Consider the following 21,616-nt stretch of genomic DNA (forward strand, 5'->3'; position numbering starts at 1 on the left):
TGCTTTCCCTCCTTGATGATAGGAGGGAAATTTTTTAGGAGAATAGATATGATAATTCTAAATACTCAAGGAGTAGTATTGAGAACAATAAAATTTAATGATAATGATTTGATATTAACTATATTTTCTAGGAAATATGGCAAGGCATCGGTTTTGGCAAAAGGTGCACAGAGACAAAGAAGTAGATTTTTGTCGGTTTCTCAGATTTTTTCTTACAATAATTATGTTTTAAAAAAACAAAAGGATATGTTTACACTCAGTCAGGGAGAGTCTATTAAAAGCTTTTATAACATAAGTCAAGATTTAGAGAGCTACGCATACACTAGCTTTATAGCGAAACTTGTTGAAAATAATATCGTTGAAGGTCAGACGAATAATAGGCTGTTTGAGTTATTTGTAAAAACTCTGTTTCTATTTTCGGAGCAGGTCGAGGATAGAATGTTTCTGCTAGATATTTTCTTATTGAAATTCATAGATTATATGGGATATAGACCGGATTTGAATAATTGTGTTTCATGTGGGAAAAAATTTCCGTCATATTCATATTTTTCATTGGAAAAAGGTGGCGTAATTTGTGGAAATTGTAGTGATTTTGAAAAAAATTTTGTCAAACTTGATAAAACTACTATAGAACTCATGCAATATATACTAAATAATGATATAATAGATTGTAACAAGGCAAAAGTTTCGCCGATTTTAGTCAAGGAACTTTTTTTCCTATTGAAGCGGTATCTAGTTGCACATTTTGAAAATGTAAATTTTTTGCCTTTGGATTTGTTAAAATAGTGAGGAGGTAATACTATGACTACAATATCAATAGAAAAGGTAGATGCGGTACTAGAGAGAGTGCCATTTGCTACGTATAAAGAAGCTAAAGAGGCATTAGAAAAGACTAATGGAGATGTTTTAGAAGCAATAATCTTTATTGAAGAAAAATACATTGACCCATTTGATGATGAAAAATTTGAAGATTTTGAGGAAAAAATCAGTCATGAAGGAGAAAAGCTAAAAGATCAGTTGTCTGAATTGATTAGAAAGAGTAATGTAATTAGGGTCAAGGTTGAAAAAGAAGGTAAGAGTATTTTGAATTTACCATTGACTGTAGGTGTAATTGGTGTTGCGGCAATGCCTCTATTTGCACTATTTGGATTGTCAGCAGCAGTATTGGCAAAATACTCAGTTAAGATAGTTGACGAAAAGAGCAATGATGAAGTAGACTTGGGCACATTGAACCATGAAAAGATAGAGATATTGAAAGAAATGTTTGTGAATTCTTTCAACGACATCAAATCTGGTTTCAAGCCTGAAGAAGATGAAAAGGATGAAACATCAAGTGATATTACTGAGGAACTGATAGACGAAGATCAAAAAGATGAAAAGTAATAAATAACTAAATCTGAAACATTAAATAATAATCGGTATTTTTACCGATTATTATTTAAAATATAACTTTATTGGGAGGAATTTTATGAATTTTCAAGACATGATTTTGGCTTTACAGAATTTCTGGGCAAAGCATGGATGTATCATGACGCAACCGTATGATGTTGAGAAAGGCGCTGGAACAATGAATCCAAATACGTTTTTGAGATCCTTGGGACCAGAGCCATGGAGTGTATGCTATGTTGAACCTTCAAGAAGACCTGCAGATGGGAGATATGGGGAAAATCCAAATAGATTATATCAACATCATCAGTTCCAGGTTATCTTAAAACCGTCTCCAGATGATATTCAGGATTTGTATTTAGAGTCTTTGAGAGCGATTGGCATCAACCCTGATGAGCATGATATTCGATTTGTTGAAGATAACTGGGAAGCAGCAACAATCGGAGCCTGGGGACTTGGTTGGGAAGTATGGTTGGATGGAATGGAAATTACTCAGTTCACATATTTCCAACAGGTAGGAAACATAGAGTGTGAGCTGGAAACCGGTGAAATTACTTATGGACTTGAGCGAATAGCCATGTACATTCAGGATGTTGACAGTGTTTACGATTTGAAATGGAACGACACTATCACATATGGAGAAGTATTCAAAAAACAGGAATATGAGAATTCAAGATATGCCTTTGATGAATGTGATTACGAAATGCTATTTAAAATGTTCGATATGTACGAAGCAGAGGCGATAAGAATAGCTGATCTTGGTCTAGTAATTCCTTGCTATGATAACATTTTGAAATGCTCACACATTTTTAACACTTTGGATGCTAGAGGTGCGATAGCTGTAAGTCAGAGAGCTGCGTTCATAGGTAAGATACGTAATCTTGCAAAGCTAATTGCAGAAACATACATCAAACAGAGGGAAGAGCTTGGATTCCCACTATTAAAGGCAGGTGAAGTAAATGAGTAATTATCTATTATATGAAATAGGGATAGAAGAGATGCCTTCAAGATTCGTTGAATCGACGCTTGATCAGTTGAAGGACAATTTAACAAAACTACTGAGTGAAAAAAGAGTTAGTTTTGGAAAAATAAATACATTTGCGACGCCTAGAAGACTTGTTTTGGTTGTCGATGATATTGCGTTGAAGCAAACTGATTTTGAAGAAGAAGTAAAGGGGCCTTCCAAAAAGATTTCGCTTGATGCAGATGGTAATTTTTCAAAAGCGGCGTTGGGCTTTATGCGTGGAAAGGGATTGTCAGAAGCTGATGTATACTTCAAAAATATTGGTGACGATGAGTATCTTTTTGCGACTATTAAAGAAGTTGGAGTGGATACAAAGTCTGTTTTAATGGAAGTACTGCCTGAAATAGTAAAATCAGTTGTATTTCCAAAGTCAATGCGTTGGGGCGGAAAAAACATGAGATTTGTAAGACCTATAAGATGGCTGGTTACTATGTTGAATGACGAGGTTGTTCCAGTTGATTTAGAAGGTATTATCGCTTCAAACATTACAGTAGGTCATAGATTTTTGGGCAAGAAATCGATTGAGGTAAGTGGATTAGACGACTATTTGAAAAAATTAAGGGAAAACTATGTTATATTGGATCAAGCTGAAAGAAAGTCATTGATTCTTGAACAGATTAACGAAGTTGCAAAAAGCATAAATGGAAAAGTTGATATGGATGAGGATCTTTTGGATGAAGTAACTTACATAGTAGAGTATCCAACTGCATTTTATGGAGAATTTGACAAAGAATACATTTCTCTTCCAAAGGAAGTTGTAAAAACACCTATGAAGGCACATCAGAGATATTTCCCTGTTTTGGATGAAAATGAAAACCTAATGCCAAACTTTATTGCTGTTAGAAATGGTAATGATTATATGATAGAAAACGTAAAGAAGGGGAATGAAAAAGTTTTGGAAGCAAGACTTGCCGATGCATTGTTCTTCTTTAGAGAGGATACTAGAAATAGATTGGAGCACTATAGAGCTAAATTAAGTGACGTAGTATTCCAAGAAAAGCTAGGAACATTGTTGGATAAATCTGATAGAATTTACAATTTGGCAAAAAAAATAGAAGTCGATTTTGAATTAAATAATGATGCGTTACAGAGAGCTGCATTCCTATGCAAGGCTGATTTGGTAACTAGCATGGTATTTGAATTTGATGAGCTACAAGGATATATGGGTATGGAGTATTCAAAAATAGACGGAGAGGAACAGCTCGTTTCAAAAGCAATTTTTGAACATTACCTTCCAAGATTTAGTGGGGATATCGTTCCGAATTCTATTGAAGGCTCAGTGCTTTCTATTTTGGATAAGATCGATACAATTTCAGGATTTTTTGCATTGGGAATTCAACCAACGGGTTCTGCAGATCCATTTGCGCTAAGAAGACAGTGTTTGGGAATACTGACTATACTAATCAAAAACAATATCAATTTAGATTTGGCAAAGTTAGTTGGAAAAGCATTGGATGAATATAAGGGCATAAGTTTTGATAAAGAAAAAGTAACTGCTGAAATATTATCGTTCTTTAACGATAGAATGGCAAATATGTTTAAAGATTTCGGTATAAGATACGATGTTATAGATGCAGTTCTGTCAATTGATGAAAAGAATATACTAGATTTGTTTACTAGAGCAGAGTCTATCAATAAATGGATAGATAGAGATTCTCTAACTGATATGCTGGTAGCATTTAATAGAGTTTCTACATTGGCTGAAAAGGCTGAAAATGACAAAGTTTCAGCGGAGTTATTAAAAGATGAATCTGAAAAAGTTTTATATAGTGCATTTATTGATGTCGACAAGGATATTGATATATTTATGGCACAAAAAGAATATACTAAAGCTCTCGACAGATTTGCAGGATTAAAGTCTAGCATAGATACTTTCTTTGATAGCGTTATGGTCATGGATGAAAATGAGAGTGTTAGAAATAATAGACTAGCCTTATTGAAGTCTATATATAACTCAATGTTAAAAATATGCGATCTTTCAAAGATTGTGTACAAATAAAGTTATAAGTATTTTGTGTTTTAAAAAAACGACACTATTTAATAATATTATTTAAGTTAGCTTAAAATTATCGCCATATTTCATGTATTAATATATTGAATATGGCGATTTTTATTTAACATTGTATTTTCAATATCTCATATTTGATATCAAGTGTTTTACTATTGTGTGTTTGATTATTGAGTGTTTTATAAAAATATGTAATGTTATTTGAAATTAATATATAAATAATATATAAATAATATATAAATAATATATCGAAATCAAGTGAAAATAAAAAAATTATAAAATCTATTGATTAATATATGCTTCAAATGTATAATATAAGTATATGTTTTGCGTGTATTTATTAGTTTAGGTAAATTTGTGAGACAATGTTTTTAGGAGCATTGTTCTGTTTATATTTATATAGGTGCATTCAATTAAAAATTGTATTTTATTTATAAATTCCGAGGTATGAAAATGAAAATTAACAAAGTAAAAATTAATAGAATAAAAAGGGTGATGGCATTTGTACTGGTTCTAGGAGCAGTATTTGTTCAATCTCATTCCTATGCTGAAAGCATGAGAGAAATAAAACTCGATACATCAATGTATTTGAATTCTGAAAGCGGAAAAAATTTAGTGGGTAGAAAGCTACAGATTTGGAGAGTATCAGATAAAATTACTGATGAAAATGACAAGGTTTCATTGGTAAAATCTCTTGAAAATTATTCTACAGAAAAATTAGATGATGAGTATAAAAAGTATGGAGCTTCAATCATTACAAATGCTATATCTAGCGATGGAATCATAAAAATAAATTTCGATAAAAGTGGTAGCTATTATGTTAGAGAATTATTGAATGTAGGCGAAAAAAGAATACTTTCATCATTTATTATAAATGTATCATTTGATAGTACAGTAACTGATATCAAACCAAAGCTTTATTCACCACCACCTATAGAAAACCATGGTGGCTATAAATTCTTGAAGGTTGCGAATGATAGAGCTCAAACTCCTCTGCAAGGTGCTTCATTTAAAGTTATGAAAAATATAGGAGGATACTATAGTGCTGTTCAAAGAGATTCAAAGGATTATATCGTAACATCAAATGACAAGGGCGAATTTTTCGTCAGCGATCTTCCTTATGGAACATATTATTTGTGGGAGACAAAATCTCCAAATGGTTACCTGCCATTGTCAAAATCGATTAAATTTGTGGTAAATAGCAAGTCGGGTATTAGTGATGTATTAAAAATTGAAAACAAGTTTAACTCCATTTTTAACAGAAATAACACAGATGGTGGTAGTGGTGACAGTATCTCCAAAAACAGATCATCAAGTGGTACCATAACAATTCCGAAAACAGGTGATGTCATGCTAATCCTGTTAACTGTAGGTGGTTCTGTTCTGTGCTTATTGGGGTATAGATTAGTCCGTGACGATAAACAATTTATCTAGTGCGAATGGAGGATTGAATGTCAGATATTTTAAAGAATAAAAAAAAACCTAGAAAAAAAAATAAGAAAAAAAGCCAGTTGCCCTTTATTATGATTTTCATAGTGGGGCTACTTGTTTTATTATACCCTCAAGTATCAAGATTGTATTATCGAGTAGAGTCAAATTTTCAAGTTGAGGATTTTGAAAAGGCGAAAAAAGCTTTAACTGATGATGAAGTAAATAAAAGAATTGAGTTGGCACGAGCATATAATTCTTCGTTGAATAGCAATGTTCCTGACGATCCCTATGATAAGAAGAAACAGAGTGAGGGTGTCAAGGAATATGCTAGAATGTTAGAAGTTAAAGAAAAAATAGGTCATATTGAAGTTCCCAAAATAGATGTAGATATTCCTATTTATGCGGGAACGACAGAAGATATTTTGCAAAAAGGGGCAGGTCATCTGGAAGGAACGTCTTTACCAGTTGGTGGTAAAAATACACATACTGTTATAACTGCTCACTCTGGATTGCCTACTGCAAAGTTATTTTCAGATTTGAATAAAATAAAAATAGGCGACGAATTTTATATTCATAATATATCATACACGATGGCGTATAAAGTCGACCAAATAATTACAGTCCTACCTTCTGATTTTGATGACTTGCTTGTAGTAAAAGGAAGGGATTATGCGACGTTGTTGACTTGTACTCCGATAATGATCAACACTCATCGTCTTTTAGTAAGAGGACATAGAATCCCTTATGTTCCAAATAAAAATGACGAGCAAAAGAAAAAGAACGATTTGATTTTTTATGCAAAGTGCTTTGCTGTATTACTTGTAATATTAATGCTTATTTTATGGATATGGAGAAAATTTCGTAAACGAAAAAAACAAAATAGTGTAAGGTGAAAATAAGTGGATGAATTAAAAAGAAAAACAAACGAAAAAAAAACAAACGTGAGTAGAGGTAATGGATCAAAAGGTAAATATTCGGATAAAAAGAAAAATACGATTTTTGTTTTAATGTTCCTTTTTGGATTTTTAATACTGATGTATCCGTTGGTTTCAAAGCTGTATTATAGGGTCGAATCGAATTTTCAGGTCCAAGAATTTGAAAAGGCAAAGGAGGAATTTCCAACTGCTGAGATAAAGAAAAAGATTCAATTGGCTCAAGCGTATAATACGACACTTGATCCTAGCAAAATGGTGGATGCATTTTCTTCAAAGCAAAAGGCAGGTATTGCTGAATATGCTAGAATGTTAGAGGTTAAAGAAAAAATAGGTCATATTGAAATACCAAAGATAGACCAAGATTTACCCATTTATGCTGGTACGTCAGAAGAAGTTTTGCAAAAAGGGGCTGGGCATTTGGAGGGAACGTCTCTTCCGATCGGTGGCAAAGGTACTCATACTGTTATTACAGCACATAGGGGATTACCAACAGCACAGTTATTTACCAATCTGGACAAATTGGAAAAAGGGGATGTATTTTATGTCCATAATATAGAAAAAACTTTGGCATATAAAGTTGATAGAATCTTGACTGTAGAGCCGAGCAATTTTGAACCAGTTCTGGTGACAAAGGGTGACGATTTTTGTACGTTATTGACGTGTACTCCGTATATGATAAATTCACATAGACTACTTGTAAGAGGACACAGGATACCGTATGTTGCTAGTGAGCATAAAAAGGCTGAGGCAGAAGCCCTGTTTTATAGAATTCTTAAGCTATTGTTGATTGTGCTATGCTTATTAATTTTATTTTACCTTGTGTATAGATATATAAAAAAACGTAGAAAAAAGAAAAAAGAAAATATAAAAAAAGAATGTTAAATAAAAAAGAATTCTAAATAAAGTTATAAACCGATAGCGTTATTCTAGAAGTTGAATGGGGTTGATATATAAATATGATAAAAAAACAAGAGGAAAAGCCCAAATACAAAATAAGTAAAAAGAGATTCAAAATAATACTCGGATATATATTGATTATTATAGGGATACTGCTGCCACTTTCTGCATTTACTTCATTAACCATAAACAATATAAAATCAAATGGAGAATATGAGGCATATATTGAAGATAGCAAAAGACAGACCTTAGATGAAGATGAAAAGAGTGGAATTGAAAGCTACAATAAAAAGGTCATGGATAATGATCAGAATATTGTAGATCCATTTATTGCTGATGGATATAAGGTGGAGTATGACTTTTATAAAAAGAATCCAGACAAAATTTTTGCTTATCTTGTGATTCCTGCCATTAATGTAAAAAAACCGATAAGACTAGATGCCACATATGATCATCTTGCAAATGGAGTTGCTCAGATAGATGGAACATCTCTTCCTGTTGGAGGTATCGGTACTAGAAGTGTTATTGCAGGTCATAGAGGCTGGTACAGAGATGTGATGCTACTAAATCTTGGAGAGCTTAAAAAAGGAGATAAGGTATATATCAATAGACAAGGCGATATTTTGGAGTATGAGGTTGACAATACAGAAATTATCAGACCTTCCGAGTGGGAACGATTAAAGCCGATTGAAGACAAGGATATATTGACGTTGCTTTCATGTCATCCTAAAAGACCCCCGAGTCCGTATAGACTTTTGGTCAATTGTACTAGGGTTGAAAAAGAGATTCTATCAAGAGCTGGGAATAAATCTGATACTAAAATAATAAAAGCGACTTCAAAAAATAGAACAGTTCAGGTAACTGAGATTTCTATATATATTGTTACTTTGGCTGGATGGATATTTCTTTTCTTTGTAATACTAAAATTTAAAAAAATTCTTTTGAATAGGAGTGTATAACCATTTATTTAATTTTGAGGTTATTTTACCGCAGATGTCGATTTATCTGCGGTTTTTTGTTGTAAAGAAGTATTTTTATAAAGAATCAACGTAAAATTGACTTTGAATTATATACAATAAATAAATATGTATTATTTTTATTTATACTATTGATTTAAATGAAACTTAGTATTATAATATACTATATAGAAATGGTATATCACATTTAGAAGAAGTTGTATATTATATTTGAAAGTAGGTGATTAATATTCAACTGAATGATAGACAATTGAAAATTATTGATATCGTCAAGTCGAATGAGCCGATTACAGGAGAAAGAATAGCTGATAAATTAAATGTAACCAGAGCGACTTTGAGGTCCGATCTAGTGGTCTTGACTATGACAGGAATTTTAGATGCCAGACCAAAGGTGGGATATTTTTATGTCGGAGAAGGTAATTTTTCGAATGAAAGCACATCTTTTAAACAATTGAAGGTTTCTGATGTAATGGGAGTTCCTTTGACTGCGAGGCAGAGTGATACAGTTTATGATGTTATAGTTAATATTTTTTTAGAGGATTCCGGTGGAGTATTTATTATCGATGATGATGATTACCTTTGTGGAGTTGTGTCTAGAAAAGATTTGTTAAAGGCTACAATGGGTAACAAGGATATAAAAAATGATCCGATTGGATTGGCTATGACTAGAATGCCAAATATTGCGACAGTTTTGGAAGACAATTCGATTGGCGATGCAGCTAGGATGCTGGTTACTAGAGAAGTCGATAGTTTACCTGTCGTTAGGTATGAAGACGGAGATATTCACAAGATGAAGATAGTAGGAAAAATTTCAAAAACATCTATTACAAGACTTTTTTTAGAATTAATGGATAAATAGTCAAATTAAAAAGATAAATATAGATGTTAACGAAATGGAGGTATTATGAATAAAAAAATGATGATTTTTATCATATCAGATTCACTTGGAGAAACGGCTAGGACTATAGCTAGAGCCTGTATTTCTCAATTTGAAAATAAAGATGAATGGGATATTAGAAGATATCCGTTTATAAATTCAACTGAATTATTGAAGGAAGTTTTGGATGAGGCGAAAAAAAATGACGCTCTTGTTCTTTATAGCTTGGTAAGTGAGGAATTGGCAAATTATTCTGGAGACTACTGTATGGAAAATGGAATAGAGAGTGTCGATTTGTTATCAAGTATAATTCATAAAATGAGTACCAAATCGGACTCAAAGCCGCTTAGAGAAGCGGGGCTAATCAGAAAGATGGACAAGTCATATTTTGAAAGAGTGGAAGCGATTGAGTTTGCCGTAAAGTATGATGATGGGAAGGATCCGAGGGGCCTACTGAAAGCTGACTTGGTTTTGGTAGGTATTTCTAGAACATCAAAGACTCCGTTGAGTATGTATTTGGCAAACAAACATATTAAGGTTGCTAATGTACCATTGGTTCCAGAAGTTCCTATTCCAAAGGAGCTTGCAAATGTCGACCCTAGAAAAATAATAGGTCTGACGAACTCACCTGAAAAATTGAACACAATCAGAGTAGAGAGATTGAAGTCGATGGGACTTTCGGGCAGTGCAAATTATGCGAAGTTAGATAGAATATTAGAAGAGTTGGACTACTCCGAAGAGGTTATGAAGAATCTGAAATGCCCAGTGATAAATGTAGCAAATAAAGCTATTGAGGAAACTGCTGGAATAATTTTGGATATTTTAAAAGAAAATGGAATGTCAATAATTAAAGATTACGATATTTAGTGTATTTTTACAGGAGGAAAAACATGAGTACAAAATTTGTTTATAGTTTTGATGAAGGTAATAAGGACATGAGAAGCCTATTGGGTGGTAAGGGAGCGAATTTGGCAGAAATGACAAATATCGGTCTTCCTGTACCTCAAGGTTTCACTATTACTACTGAAGCTTGCAACGACTATTATGAAAATGATCACAAAATCAGAAAAGAAATATTGGATCAAATCGATGAAAAATTGGATCAATTGGAAAAAGAACAGGGAAAAACTCTTGGAGCTGAACAAAATCCATTGTTGGTATCTGTAAGATCAGGGGCAGTATTCTCAATGCCAGGTATGATGGATACAATATTAAACTTAGGTCTTAATGACACGAGTATCAAAGGGTTGATAGAATCAACTAACAACGAAAGATTTTCATATGACAGCTACAGAAGATTTATTCAAATGTTCTCAGATGTTGCGATGGAAGTACCAAAATACAAATTTGAAAATGTTTTAGAAAGAGTAAAGGAAGAAAAAGGGTACAAATTCGATACTGAATTAAGTATTGATGATTTGAAGGAAATCGTTGTAGAGTTCAAAAATATTTACAAAAAAGAAGTTGGAGAGGATTTCCCTCAAGATCCAAAAAAACAATTGCTGTTGGCGATTGAGGCAGTTTTCAGATCATGGAACAATCCTAGAGCAGTTGTTTACAGAAAATTAAATGATATAGCAAATAATCTTGGTACTGCAGTAAACATTCAATCAATGGTATTTGGTAATATGGGTACTGATAGTGGAACTGGTGTTGCATTTACAAGAAATCCATCAACTGGAGAAAACAAATTGTTTGGAGAGTATCTAATAAATGCACAAGGAGAAGATGTTGTTGCTGGAATCAGAACTCCTCAGAGTATAGATACATTAAAGAACGATATGCCTGAAATGTATAATCAATTTGTTGAAATAACACAGATTCTAGAAGGTCACTATAAAGATATGCAGGATATAGAGTTCACTATTGAAAAAGGAAAGCTTTACATACTTCAAACTAGAAATGGTAAGAGAACTGCAAAGGCCGCAATTAACGTGGTAGTTGATTTGGTAAATGCTGGAGTAATAGATAAGGAAGAGGCAATAATGAGAATAGAGCCAGGTCAATTGGATCAGTTACTTCATCCAACATTTGATCAGAAGGCACTTAAGTCGGCAGAATTGCTAGCAAAAGGTCTTCCTGCATCTCCAGGTGCAGCTTCAGGAAAGGTATATTTCCATGCTGATGATGTTGTTGAGCATGCAAAGCTTGGTGAAAAAACTTTATTGGTTAGACAGGAAACATCTCCAGAGGATATAGAAGGTATGGTAAGTTCAGAAGGTATATTGACTGCCAGAGGTGGTATGACTTCTCATGCGGCAGTTGTTGCTAGAGGTATGGGTAAATGCTGTGTTGCAGGCTGTGGCGAATTAAGAGTCGATGAAGCGGCAAAAGAAATAAGAGTTGGCGACAGAGTTATAAAAGAAGGACAATTCATGTCAATTGATGGATCAACTGGCTGTGTATACCTTGGTTCAATAGAGATGACAAGCGTTGAAGTTGGAGGAAATTTCGGTGTATTTATGGGCTGGGTTGATGAGATCAGAGATATGAAGGTTAGAACAAACGCCGATAATCCAAGAGATGCAAAAAAAGCCATCGAGTTTGGAGCTGAGGGTATCGGTCTTTGTAGAACTGAGCATATGTTCTTTGAAGAAGAAAGAATACCAGCAGTTAGAGAAATGATCTTGGCTGATAATGTTGAAGACAGAGTAAAGGCATTGGACAAATTACTTCCATTCCAAAGAGAAGATTTCCATGGTATATTCAAGGCAATGGATGGAAGACCTTGTAATATAAGACTATTGGATCCACCTCTACATGAGTTCTTGCCTCATGAAGATTCTGCAATAGAAGAATTGGCAAAACAAATGGGAATAAGACCTACTGAATTGAAGAAGAGAGTAGTGGATTTAGACGAATTCAACCCAATGCTTGGTCATAGAGGTTGTAGATTGGCTGTAACGTATCCAGAAATCTGTGAAATGCAAGCAAGAGCAATAGCACAGGGGGCAATACTGGCAATGAAAGATGGACACAAGGTAGTTCCGGAAATAATGGTGCCATTAATCGGAACTGTTAATGAATTAAAGATGCTTAGACCAATTATCGAGGAAGCAGTAAATTCTGAGCTTGAAAAAGCCGGCGTTGAGATGGATTACACTGTAGGTACTATGATAGAAATACCAAGAGCTTGTGTTACTGCTGATGAAATAGCAGAAGTTGCCGATTTCTTCAGTTTTGGAACAAACGACTTGACTCAAATGGGATTTGGATATTCTAGGGATGATGCTGGTAAGTTCTTGGGTGAATACGTTGATAAGGGTGTTCTTGAAAAAGATCCATTCCAAGTTCTTGATCAAAAAGGTATAGGAAAGCTTGTTGAAATGGCTGTAAAACTTGGAAGAGGTACTAATCCAGAATTGAAGTTAGGAATTTGTGGAGAACATGGTGGAGAACCTTCATCAGTTGAATTCTGCTACAATCAAGGCTTGAATTATGTTTCTTGCTCACCGTTCAGAGTACCAATTGCAAGATTAGCTGTTGCTCAATCAACAATTAAAAAGAGAAGTGGAGCAATTGAAAGAGATAAATAAACATATTTACCACTTAATTATCAGAAAATTTATCATGAAATCAAGTAGTTGACTCAAAATACAAAAATATAATTTGCAATAGATTTACCGTTGATCAGAGGTATATAAAGCCTTTGATTGACGGTATTTTTATTTTGGATTTTAAAGTATAGAAAACATCTATACTTAGAATAAAAATATAATATTTTAAAAAATCTGAAAACTGTTGTATAGGCAACTTGTTTATATAGATATTCATATTATAATAATTTTAACAAAGTACATAATATATGCAAATGAAATATTAAATATAATTTTCTAAATTGTTTAAAATATTTCTGTGAAATACAATTAAAATAATATAAGGGGGTGGCATTATGGATTTTACGATTGTTACGAATAATACAATTGTAAAAGATAATTATGAAAATATTATTTTTGTTGAAGGTGATTTTTTTGATGTGCTATTAGAAGTGAGAAACTATATTCATTTAGGTCATGAGCTTATATCATACCCTCTTGGCGCAAGCATCAGAATGATGTATTCTCCAATTCGGTCAATATTAATTAGTAAGGAATTGGAGAACATTGATGAAAACTCCATTGAAGTCATAGAAAACAGTATTGAAAAATACAAGATAACAATGGGAGAGAGAAATGTAGACGTGAGAAATAGGAGAGACTATGAGGTTATTGATTATGAATTGATAAAGTCTGCAATAAGTGAAAACGATTTTATCAGTGAAATATTATAATTTACTAAAGGGGTGAAGTATTTTGAAACTAGAACTTAGAAAAATTCAAATCAACAATGTTGAATTTGGAAACGAGACAAAGGTTGATGGAACTACTTTATTTATCGATAAGGCTTCATTGATTGAAGAGCTGAAAAAAGTTCCAAATGTTAAAGAAATTAAAATCGATATTGCAAAGCCTGGTGAAAAGACTAGAATAATTCCAGTGAAGGATGTTATTCAACCTAGATTTAAGGTTGAGGGAGCTAGTGGATTTGCCGGTGTTACAAGTGATGTTGCTCAGTTAGGGAATGGTATTGCTAATGTTCTTGAGGGAGTTGCTGTTGTTACAATTGGTGATATAGTTGGTTTCCAAGAGGGCATTATAGATATGTGGGGTGAAGGCGCAAAGTGGACTCCTTTCTCTAAAACAAATAACATAGTAGTAGACATAAGTGTCATCGATGGTTTGACGCCTCATGAACATGAAGAAACTTGTAGAATAATTGGTCTTAGAACTTCTGAGCTTGTCGGTATGGCAGCAAAGGATCTAACTTCTGATGAAGTCGAAGTGTATGAAATGGGCGACAATGATGAAGAAACTGAAAAATATCCTAATCTTCCAAAGGTTGTATATGCTGAAATGCTAATTTCACAGGGTCTTCTTCACGCAAGCTATATTTATGGTGTCGACTCTGCACATATACTTCCTACATTGATTTCTCCAAATGAAGAATTGGATGGAGCAGTAATAAGTGGTAACTGTGTTGCAGCTTGTGATAAGATAACAACTTACCAGCATCAAAATAATGCGGTAATAAAAGAGTTATATAAGTTACATGGAAAGGAAATAAATTTCCTAGGCGTTGTATTAGTTCCTGAAATGACAACTTTAAATGGAAAGTTCGTTTCTTGTGATTATACTGCAAAGCTTTGTAAGATGCTTGGAGCAGACGGAGTGGTGGTATCCGAAGAAGGTTATGGAAATCCTGATTCAGATTTGGTGATGATTTGTTCAAGGTTAGAAAAGCAAGGAATAAAAACTGTATTGATAACAGACGAATGCTCTGGCTGGGATGGAATGAGTCAACCACTTACTGATATAGCAAAAGAAGCAGTGGCTGTTGTGTCTACGGGAAATGTTTCTCATGTTGTTGAACTTGGAAAAGCAGATAGGGTATTAGGTGATCCTGAAGCAGTTGCAAATATAGCTGGAGGATGGGCTGGTGCCTATAATAGTGAAGACGGAACAATGAAGTGTGAGTTAAATGCAGTAATAGGTGCAACTTCTGAAATTGGTACTCACAATGCAACAGTAGAACTTTATTAAGGGGGAAAATGATATGTCTGAAAAGAAAGTTTTATTTTATCTAAATCAGTTCTTTGGACAGATTGGTGGAGAAGACAAGGCTGGTATAGCTCCGATGTTCAAGGAAGGTGGAATTGGTCCATCTGAAGTATTTGCAAAATCGATATCAGAAGATGGAACATTAGTTGGTACTATTATATGTGGAGATAATTTCTTCAATGAAAATAAAGAAGAGTCTTTGGAATTTTTGAAGAAGGTATGCGAAGACGTAAAGCCTGATTTAGTTGTGGCTGGTCCGGCTTTCAATGCTGGTAGATATGGTATGGCTTGTTCAGGTGTGGCTGAGTTTTTCGAAAAAGAGGCAGGTATTCCAGTTGTTTCAGGTATGTATGAAGAAAATCCAGGTCTGGATTCTGCAAGAAAGGTCGCTTACGTCGTAAAAACTGGTGATTCAGCAGGTACAATGAGAAAAGCTCTTCCAAAGATGGTCGCAGTAGCCAAAAAAATACTTAACGGAGAAGTGGTTAAACCAGATGTTGACGACTATTTTGCACAAGGAAAAAGGTTAACAGTATTTTCTGAAAAAACAGGCTCTCAAAGAGCAATAGAAATGCTGATGAAAAGACTTAATGACGAGTCGTTTACTACTGAGCTTCCAATGCCGGTATTTGATACTGTAGATCCGGCTCCTGCTATAAAAGATCTTTCAAATGCGACAATTGCACTGGTTACTACTGGTGGTATTGTACCTATGGGAAACCCTGATAGAATTCAATCAGCATCTGCTCAGAAATGGGGGAAATATGATATATCAAAATTAGATAAATTGGAGGGCAATTTCTGCACGATACATGGTGGATATGATCCAGTTTATGCGAATGAAATCCCAGATAGAGTCGTTCCATTGGATTCACTTAAACAACTTGAAAAGGATGGAGTTATTGGAAGCGTGTACAAAGATTTCTATACTACAACTGGTACTGGTACTGCAATAGGTAATTCAATTGTATTCGGTAAAGAAATGGGAGAGGAATTGAAGGCTGCTGGTGTAGATGGTGTTATCCTAACTTCTACGTGAGGTACTTGTACACGTTGCGGTGCAACGATAGTAAAAGAAATAGAAAGATTTGGAATTCCAATTGTTCATATGGCAACAATTGTTACGATATCAAAATCTGTTGGAGCAAACAGAATAGTACCTACTATAGCGATACCTTACCCAGTAGGTAATCCAGAAAAAGGCGAAAAGGAATTGGATTTAAGAAATTCACTTGTTGGCAAGGCGTTAGATGCTCTTACAACTGAAGTTGACGGACCGACAATATTCTAGTTAAATGACTATTAGAAGTTGACGAAGTAATGAAAATGGGTGATTTTTATGACTAAAAAAAATGAAAAGGTAAGCACGAAAAAGGTTGTTAATTACGCTGGTGCATTCATTGCTCTATTAATAGGCTCTGGTTTCGCAACTGGCCAAGAAATTTTACAGTACTTTACAGCACTTGGGTATAAAGGCATTTTGGCAGTAATACTTTGCTTTATACTTTTGGCATATGTTGGACTTAGCTTTATATCTGCTGGATACAATAATAAGTTTGATACACCGAATGACATTTATAGATATTATTGTGGAAAGGCTTTGGGAACGTTTTATGATTACTTTTCAGTATTCTTTATCTTCTTATCATATACGGTAATGATAGGTGGAGCCGGAGCAACTACTGCACAACATTACAATTGGTCGCCATATATTGGTGGAATACTAATGGGTGTTGTCGTAATCATCACAGCTATATTCGGTTTGAATAGGATAGTTGAAGTTATCGGTAACATTGGACCAGTAATAGTTGTAATTGCAATTTTCGTAGGTGGAGTAAGTATATTTACTCATTTAGATGGAATGAACACTGCGAATGATGTTGTCAGAGATCTTGTGGCAAATAAGGAAATAAAGATAGCAAATCCAAATTGGCTGTTGTCTGCAGGATCATATGTGGGCTTCTGTATGTTATGGTTGGCTGCGTTTTTAGGTCAGATAGGAGCGAGTGCAAATAGTGATAAAGAAGGTAAATTAGGTGCATTTTGGGGTGCAACAGGATTTTCACTTGCTGTTTTGATAATGTCGCTTGGTATCTTCTTTTCAATAAGCACATTGAAAGGAAGTCAGATTCCAACGTTGATATTGGCTGGCGAAATTCATCCAATGCTTGCAAATATATTTTCAGTAATAATACTTCTCGGAATATACACTACTTCTGTTCCATTATTGTGGTCGGTTGTATCTAGATTTGCAGAAGAAAAGACTCCGAAATTTAGAATGCTGTCAATTGTTCTTGGAGTAGTTGGTATGCTTGTAGGTCTAACGCTAAAGTTTGACACATTAGTAAATTATGTATATGTACTGAATGGATATGTTGGTTTAGTTCTATTATTTATCATGATTTTTAGATCTATTCAATGGAAGAAAATATAATAGAAGAATTGACGTAGCAAAAGCTTGCTTTTGAAAATACTTAATATAATTACTCTTGTTGAATTAGGCTTGATTTTTACTTTTTGTAAGGGTCATAGCCTTTTTCATTTTTTTATAAAGTTGAGTGTTAAGTGTTTTTTATTTTGAAAATGGGTTAACTTCTATGTTATAATATAGATAATCTATATTTGATGGTATTAGGTATAGATATTTGCGATATTGGTATGTTTAGCTCTTTTACAAGTAATAGTATGAAACAAAGATATTTTTGGAGGCATGGAAATGGATAATACATTTTGGGATAGAAGTATTTTTAGAGGAATTTCGGAAGAGTCGAAAAAAGCTATCGAGAAATTGAACAAAAAAGAAGTGACTTATGATTCAAATACTATGATAATCAGAGAAGGACAGGAAATCAAGTATTTCGCAATAATTATCGAAGGTGTTTTAAAATCAACCGAATACACATCATCTGGGAAGGAATTAAATTCATCGTATTTTTTTGCGAAGGAACAACATTCGTCATATTATTTTGCAGGAGATGCTTTTCCGTTTTATTTAATTTATGGTGGTGTAAAAAACTATTTCTTCAATGTATTGGCTCTTAAAAAATCCAGAGTTGTATGGCTTCCAGTCGATGAACTGAAAGAAATTATTGACAAGGATCCTGTGTTTTTACACAATATTTTGCAATTTGTTGCTAAGTATAATTGCTATAGCAAGGTTTTGTTGAGAGGAGTGCAATATAGGAGAGTCGTTGAAAGGTTGAGTTACTGGTTAATATATATGAATAATTCAGACGAACTAATTGAAATACCAAATTCACAAGAGGTTCTTGCAGATATGCTTCACGTTAACAGGAGTAGTTTAAATCAGGAGCTTGTTCAGCTGGATAAGGATGGCATAATCCAATTTAACAGAAAAAGTATTAGAGTTTTGGATAAAGAATATCTGGAATCATTACTTTAAAAGATTGAAATTACAATTAATGAAATAATATATGGTATCAATCCGTTAAAAACTTAGTCAAATTGAATCGCTCGTATATTCTGGTTTAGAAATAATAGGAATACACGAGCTTTTTTATAATTAGATAAAAAAATGAAAATTTTTTGAAATTACTGTAAATTTTATCTTTGCGTATTGTATTTTATTTGTCATGGTATTATAATCAAGTAAAAGTATTTTTTTAACAAACTTAAATTTTGGAGGTATACTATGGCTAGGTTAAAATTGATGAGAGCACCACAAAAATATGTTCAGGGAAAAAATTCGTTGTTAAGTTTTTACGAAGAAATGAAGCATTTAGGTAGGAGATGGCTTTTTGTATGCTCTAACAGTGGGTACAAAATGTGTCATGATAAAATAGAAAAAAGCTTTGAGAATACACAAGATTTTCGTAGATATGAAATTTTTGGAGGAGTTTCAAGCATTGGTGAAATAGAAAAAATGAAAAAAATCGTTTCTGACGATGAAATTGAAGTTATAGTTGGTGTAGGTGGTGGTTCTGCTATTGATACTGCCAAGGCTGTTGCTCATTTTGAAAAGTTACCAGTTGCAATCATTCCAACAGTAGTTGCGACTGACGCTCCGTGTACTGGTTTGTCTGTAATTTACAATGATGACGAAACATTTAATAGTTATTTATTCTATCCCAAAAATCCAGAGGCTGTAATTGTTGATAGTGACGTGATTGCAAATGCGCCAGTTAAATTCTTAATAGCTGGTATGGGAGACGCTCTAGGCACATATTTTGAAGCAAGGGCTTGCCTACGTACTGATTCTCCAAGCCTAGAGTTTGGCGGAATTACTAGGTCAGCGATGGCACTTTGTGAATTATGTTATAATACATTGCTTGACTATGGAATTGAAGCTATTGTGGCGTGTGAAAACAATGTTGTAACCCCTGCTTTGGAAGCAGTAATAGAGGCAAATGTATATTTGTCAGGTGTTGGTGCTGACAATGGTGGTTTGGCTGTTGCACATTCTTTTTACAATGGATTGACAACACTTGGCGGTCATAGTGCTCCACATGGAAATTGTGTTGCTTTTGGTACACTTGTTCAATTAGTATTAGAAGGGGCATCGAGGGAAGAGTTTAATACTGTTCAATCATTCTGTAAGAGCGTTGGACTTCCTACAACACTGGCTGAAATAGGTATTACAAGCAAAGATGAAATTAGAATTATTGCAAAAAATGCTTGTATAGAAGGTGAAACAATACATAATATGGCTGGAGATGTATCAAAAGAACAGCTGTATGATGCTATTATTGCAACTGATATGTTAGGAAGGTAATCAGTACTTTTAAACGGAAATAGTGAGCACCTACCAAAAATATTTATTTTAAATAATGAAATAATATTAGATACAAGGAATAGATTTTGATATATAGAAAAACATAAAAATATAAAAAAGTTTTATAAAAAAATTTTATAAAAAAATTCACACAAAAAATTTATAAAAAGAGTATCCTGCGTTCTTTAAAATTTAAAATGAATGCAGGATACTTTTTTATGTAGAGTTTATTTTTTCAACATTTGCTATGATATTCTATCAGTAACTCTATTATAATTATATTCTATACTATAACTATATTTTATCTATAACTAAATTCTATCATATATTAAAAATTTATATTTTGGTGCATTATCTGGACATATATATTCCGATTCACTTGTAAGCTTCCATTTTTCTTCGAGAATTTCTGGGAAAAAACTGTCCGCATCGACTTTTTTTTCTTCAATTATACTAGTGACATATAGCTTCGAAACGTCATCCATAAATTGCTTATAAATGTTGTCTCCACCACAAATAAATATTTTTTCGTCAGGGTTATTTTTTGCATATTCGATAATTTCTTCTCTACTGTGCATCGTATATGCTCCATCAAATGCTGTATTTCCTCTAGTTAAAACGATATTTTTTCTATTTGGAAGAGGTCTTTTTGGAAAGCTGAAGTATGTTTTTCTTCCACAAACTATCGTATTGTTTTCAGTAGTCGATTTGAAGTACTTTAGATCATCTTTTAGATGGTAAAGCATATCGCCAGCTCTTCCTATTGCATTCGTTTTTTCAGTCATTGCGACTATTGCATACAAATTTTCTATCATCAATCCCTCCTATATCGCCATTTCAAACTTTAGATTAGGCTTAATTGGATTATATCCCTCAAGCACAAAATCGTCGATTGTAAAGGAGTAGAAATCTTTTTTTTCAGGGTTGAGAATAAGCCTAATCTTTTCATGATTTTGCTGTGATTCTCTTGAAATTATCTCTTTTACCTGATCGATGTGTCTATCGTAAATGTGAGCATTGTTTACATAGTGACAAAATACTCCTGCTTCAAGTCCAACATGTCTTGCTACCATCATCTGCAAAGCCACATATTGAATTTTGTTTATTGAATTGGCAACTGGCACATCGGATGATCTTTGAATCAATGTCATATCAAGATAGCCATCTCTAACGCTCCATTGTGTTTCCATAGCACAAGGGAACAATCCTTTCGAAGCTTGAAGGTCTGATTCCTGATAAAGGTTGATGATATGTCGTCTACCAAATGGCTGATTTTTTAGGTTTTCTAATAGGTTATTCATCAAATCATACTTTTTTACAGTCGCTCCGTATCTCTGACCAATAGTTCTGTCGCCTATATCCCATTCATCCCACCAAGTTATTCCATATTTGCTTTTAAGAAGCTCCAAGTCATTGCTTTGGTCTTGATAAATCCAAAGAACTTCCTTTATTCCGGATTTCCAAGCGACCTGTCTTAGAGTTACAATTGGTAACTCTCCCTTTGATAAATCATACTTTTCAAAAACTTGATTCACAAAATATGTGTGTGAAGGTGTACCGTCAGCATATTTAGGTCGTACTTTTTCTCCAATAGTACTGTTTCCGCTATTTAATATATCCTCACAAAGTTTTTTGAAATTATTATCGGCTATTGTCATATATTCTTATCCTCCCTTACTAAATGAGTTACTATATATTTTACCATATTTTCAACGGTAGAAATCTTAAAAATTAATCAATCTGTAAAAATGA

General features: G+C 33.6%; 19 protein-coding genes. 17 read left to right on the top strand and 2 right to left on the bottom strand.

Going from position 1 to position 21,616, the window contains the following annotated elements; genetic code table 11:
• Positions 1-48: 48 nt before the first annotated feature.
• From recO to FYJ71_RS03100, 17 genes are all read left to right on the top strand, one after another.
• Complete coding sequence (gene recO / locus FYJ71_RS03020; protein WP_154537317.1) at positions 49-786, top strand: DNA repair protein RecO; 738 nt, start codon at positions 49-51, stop codon at positions 784-786.
• 15 nt (positions 787-801) lie between these two features.
• Positions 802-1,383, top strand: coding sequence for a DUF4342 domain-containing protein (locus tag FYJ71_RS03025; RefSeq protein WP_154537318.1), 582 nt, complete (start codon positions 802-804; stop codon positions 1,381-1,383).
• Between the two features lie 85 nt (positions 1,384-1,468).
• Positions 1,469-2,353, top strand: a complete 885-nt coding sequence (glyQ, locus tag FYJ71_RS03030; RefSeq protein WP_154537319.1) for a glycine--tRNA ligase subunit alpha — start codon at positions 1,469-1,471, stop codon at positions 2,351-2,353.
• Positions 2,346-4,409 (top strand): glycine--tRNA ligase subunit beta, encoded by a 2,064-nt coding sequence (gene glyS / locus FYJ71_RS03035; RefSeq protein WP_154537320.1) that lies wholly within the window; start codon positions 2,346-2,348, stop codon positions 4,407-4,409. The genes glyQ and glyS overlap by 8 nt, the downstream gene beginning before the upstream one ends.
• 462 nt (positions 4,410-4,871) lie before the next feature.
• Entirely contained in the window at positions 4,872-5,852 is a 981-nt protein-coding gene (locus tag FYJ71_RS03040) for a SpaA isopeptide-forming pilin-related protein (RefSeq protein WP_154537321.1), read from the top strand.
• Positions 5,853-5,869: 17 nt separating this feature from the next.
• Positions 5,870-6,742 carry a class C sortase gene (locus FYJ71_RS03045; protein WP_154537322.1) on the top strand — a complete coding sequence of 291 codons (873 nt, stop codon included), beginning with the start codon at positions 5,870-5,872 and terminating at the stop codon, positions 6,740-6,742.
• A 6-nt stretch (positions 6,743-6,748) separates the two neighbouring features.
• On the top strand, positions 6,749-7,666 hold the full coding sequence (locus FYJ71_RS03050; protein ID WP_320640643.1) for a class C sortase: 918 nt from the start codon (positions 6,749-6,751) through the stop codon (positions 7,664-7,666).
• A gap of 74 nt (positions 7,667-7,740) precedes the next feature.
• The gene (locus FYJ71_RS03055) at positions 7,741-8,640 is read left to right on the top strand and encodes a class C sortase (protein WP_154537323.1); all 900 of its coding nucleotides are present in this window, start codon (positions 7,741-7,743) and stop codon (positions 8,638-8,640) included.
• A gap of 238 nt (positions 8,641-8,878) precedes the next feature.
• Positions 8,879-9,517 carry a helix-turn-helix transcriptional regulator gene (locus tag FYJ71_RS03060; protein WP_277087505.1) on the top strand — a complete coding sequence of 213 codons (639 nt, stop codon included), beginning with the start codon at positions 8,879-8,881 and terminating at the stop codon, positions 9,515-9,517.
• 45 nt (positions 9,518-9,562) lie between these two features.
• Positions 9,563-10,402 carry a pyruvate, water dikinase regulatory protein gene (locus FYJ71_RS03065; RefSeq protein ID WP_154537324.1) on the top strand — a complete coding sequence of 280 codons (840 nt, stop codon included), beginning with the start codon at positions 9,563-9,565 and terminating at the stop codon, positions 10,400-10,402.
• Between the two features lie 23 nt (positions 10,403-10,425).
• Positions 10,426-13,071: a pyruvate, phosphate dikinase gene (gene ppdK / locus FYJ71_RS03070; protein ID WP_154537325.1), complete on the top strand. Its 2,646-nt coding sequence runs from the start codon at positions 10,426-10,428 to the stop codon at positions 13,069-13,071.
• A 356-nt stretch (positions 13,072-13,427) separates the two neighbouring features.
• Entirely contained in the window at positions 13,428-13,805 is a 378-nt protein-coding gene (locus FYJ71_RS03075) for a GrdX family protein (protein ID WP_154537326.1), read from the top strand.
• Between the two features lie 22 nt (positions 13,806-13,827).
• Complete coding sequence (locus FYJ71_RS03080; RefSeq protein ID WP_154537327.1) at positions 13,828-15,114, top strand: glycine/sarcosine/betaine reductase component B subunit; 1,287 nt, start codon at positions 13,828-13,830, stop codon at positions 15,112-15,114.
• 13 nt (positions 15,115-15,127) lie between these two features.
• Positions 15,128-16,423: a glycine/betaine/sarcosine/D-proline family reductase selenoprotein B gene (locus FYJ71_RS03085; RefSeq protein ID WP_154537328.1), complete on the top strand. Its 1,296-nt coding sequence runs from the start codon at positions 15,128-15,130 to the stop codon at positions 16,421-16,423.
• Positions 16,424-16,471: 48 nt separating this feature from the next.
• On the top strand, positions 16,472-17,566 hold the full coding sequence (locus FYJ71_RS03090) for a YkvI family membrane protein (protein ID WP_154537329.1): 1,095 nt from the start codon (positions 16,472-16,474) through the stop codon (positions 17,564-17,566).
• Between the two features lie 282 nt (positions 17,567-17,848).
• Positions 17,849-18,535 carry a Crp/Fnr family transcriptional regulator gene (locus FYJ71_RS03095; RefSeq protein WP_195836885.1) on the top strand — a complete coding sequence of 229 codons (687 nt, stop codon included), beginning with the start codon at positions 17,849-17,851 and terminating at the stop codon, positions 18,533-18,535.
• A 249-nt stretch (positions 18,536-18,784) separates the two neighbouring features.
• Positions 18,785-19,864 (top strand): glycerol dehydrogenase, encoded by a 1,080-nt coding sequence (locus FYJ71_RS03100; RefSeq protein ID WP_154537331.1) that lies wholly within the window; start codon positions 18,785-18,787, stop codon positions 19,862-19,864.
• Positions 19,865-20,175: 311 nt separating this feature from the next.
• Here the strand turns inward: FYJ71_RS03100 and FYJ71_RS03105 are convergent, their stop codons facing one another.
• A complete protein-coding gene (locus FYJ71_RS03105; RefSeq protein ID WP_154537332.1) occupies positions 20,176-20,679 on the bottom strand; it encodes a dihydrofolate reductase in 504 nt (167 codons plus the stop codon).
• Positions 20,680-20,688: 9 nt separating this feature from the next.
• Complete coding sequence (locus tag FYJ71_RS03110) at positions 20,689-21,522, bottom strand: thymidylate synthase (RefSeq protein ID WP_154537333.1); 834 nt, start codon at positions 21,520-21,522, stop codon at positions 20,689-20,691.
• Positions 21,523-21,616 lie beyond the last annotated feature (94 nt).

Origin of the sequence: Peptostreptococcus porci (assembly GCF_009695815.1) — a bacterium.
In the GTDB taxonomy this organism is placed as follows: Bacteria; Bacillota; Clostridia; order Peptostreptococcales; family Peptostreptococcaceae; genus Peptostreptococcus; species Peptostreptococcus porci.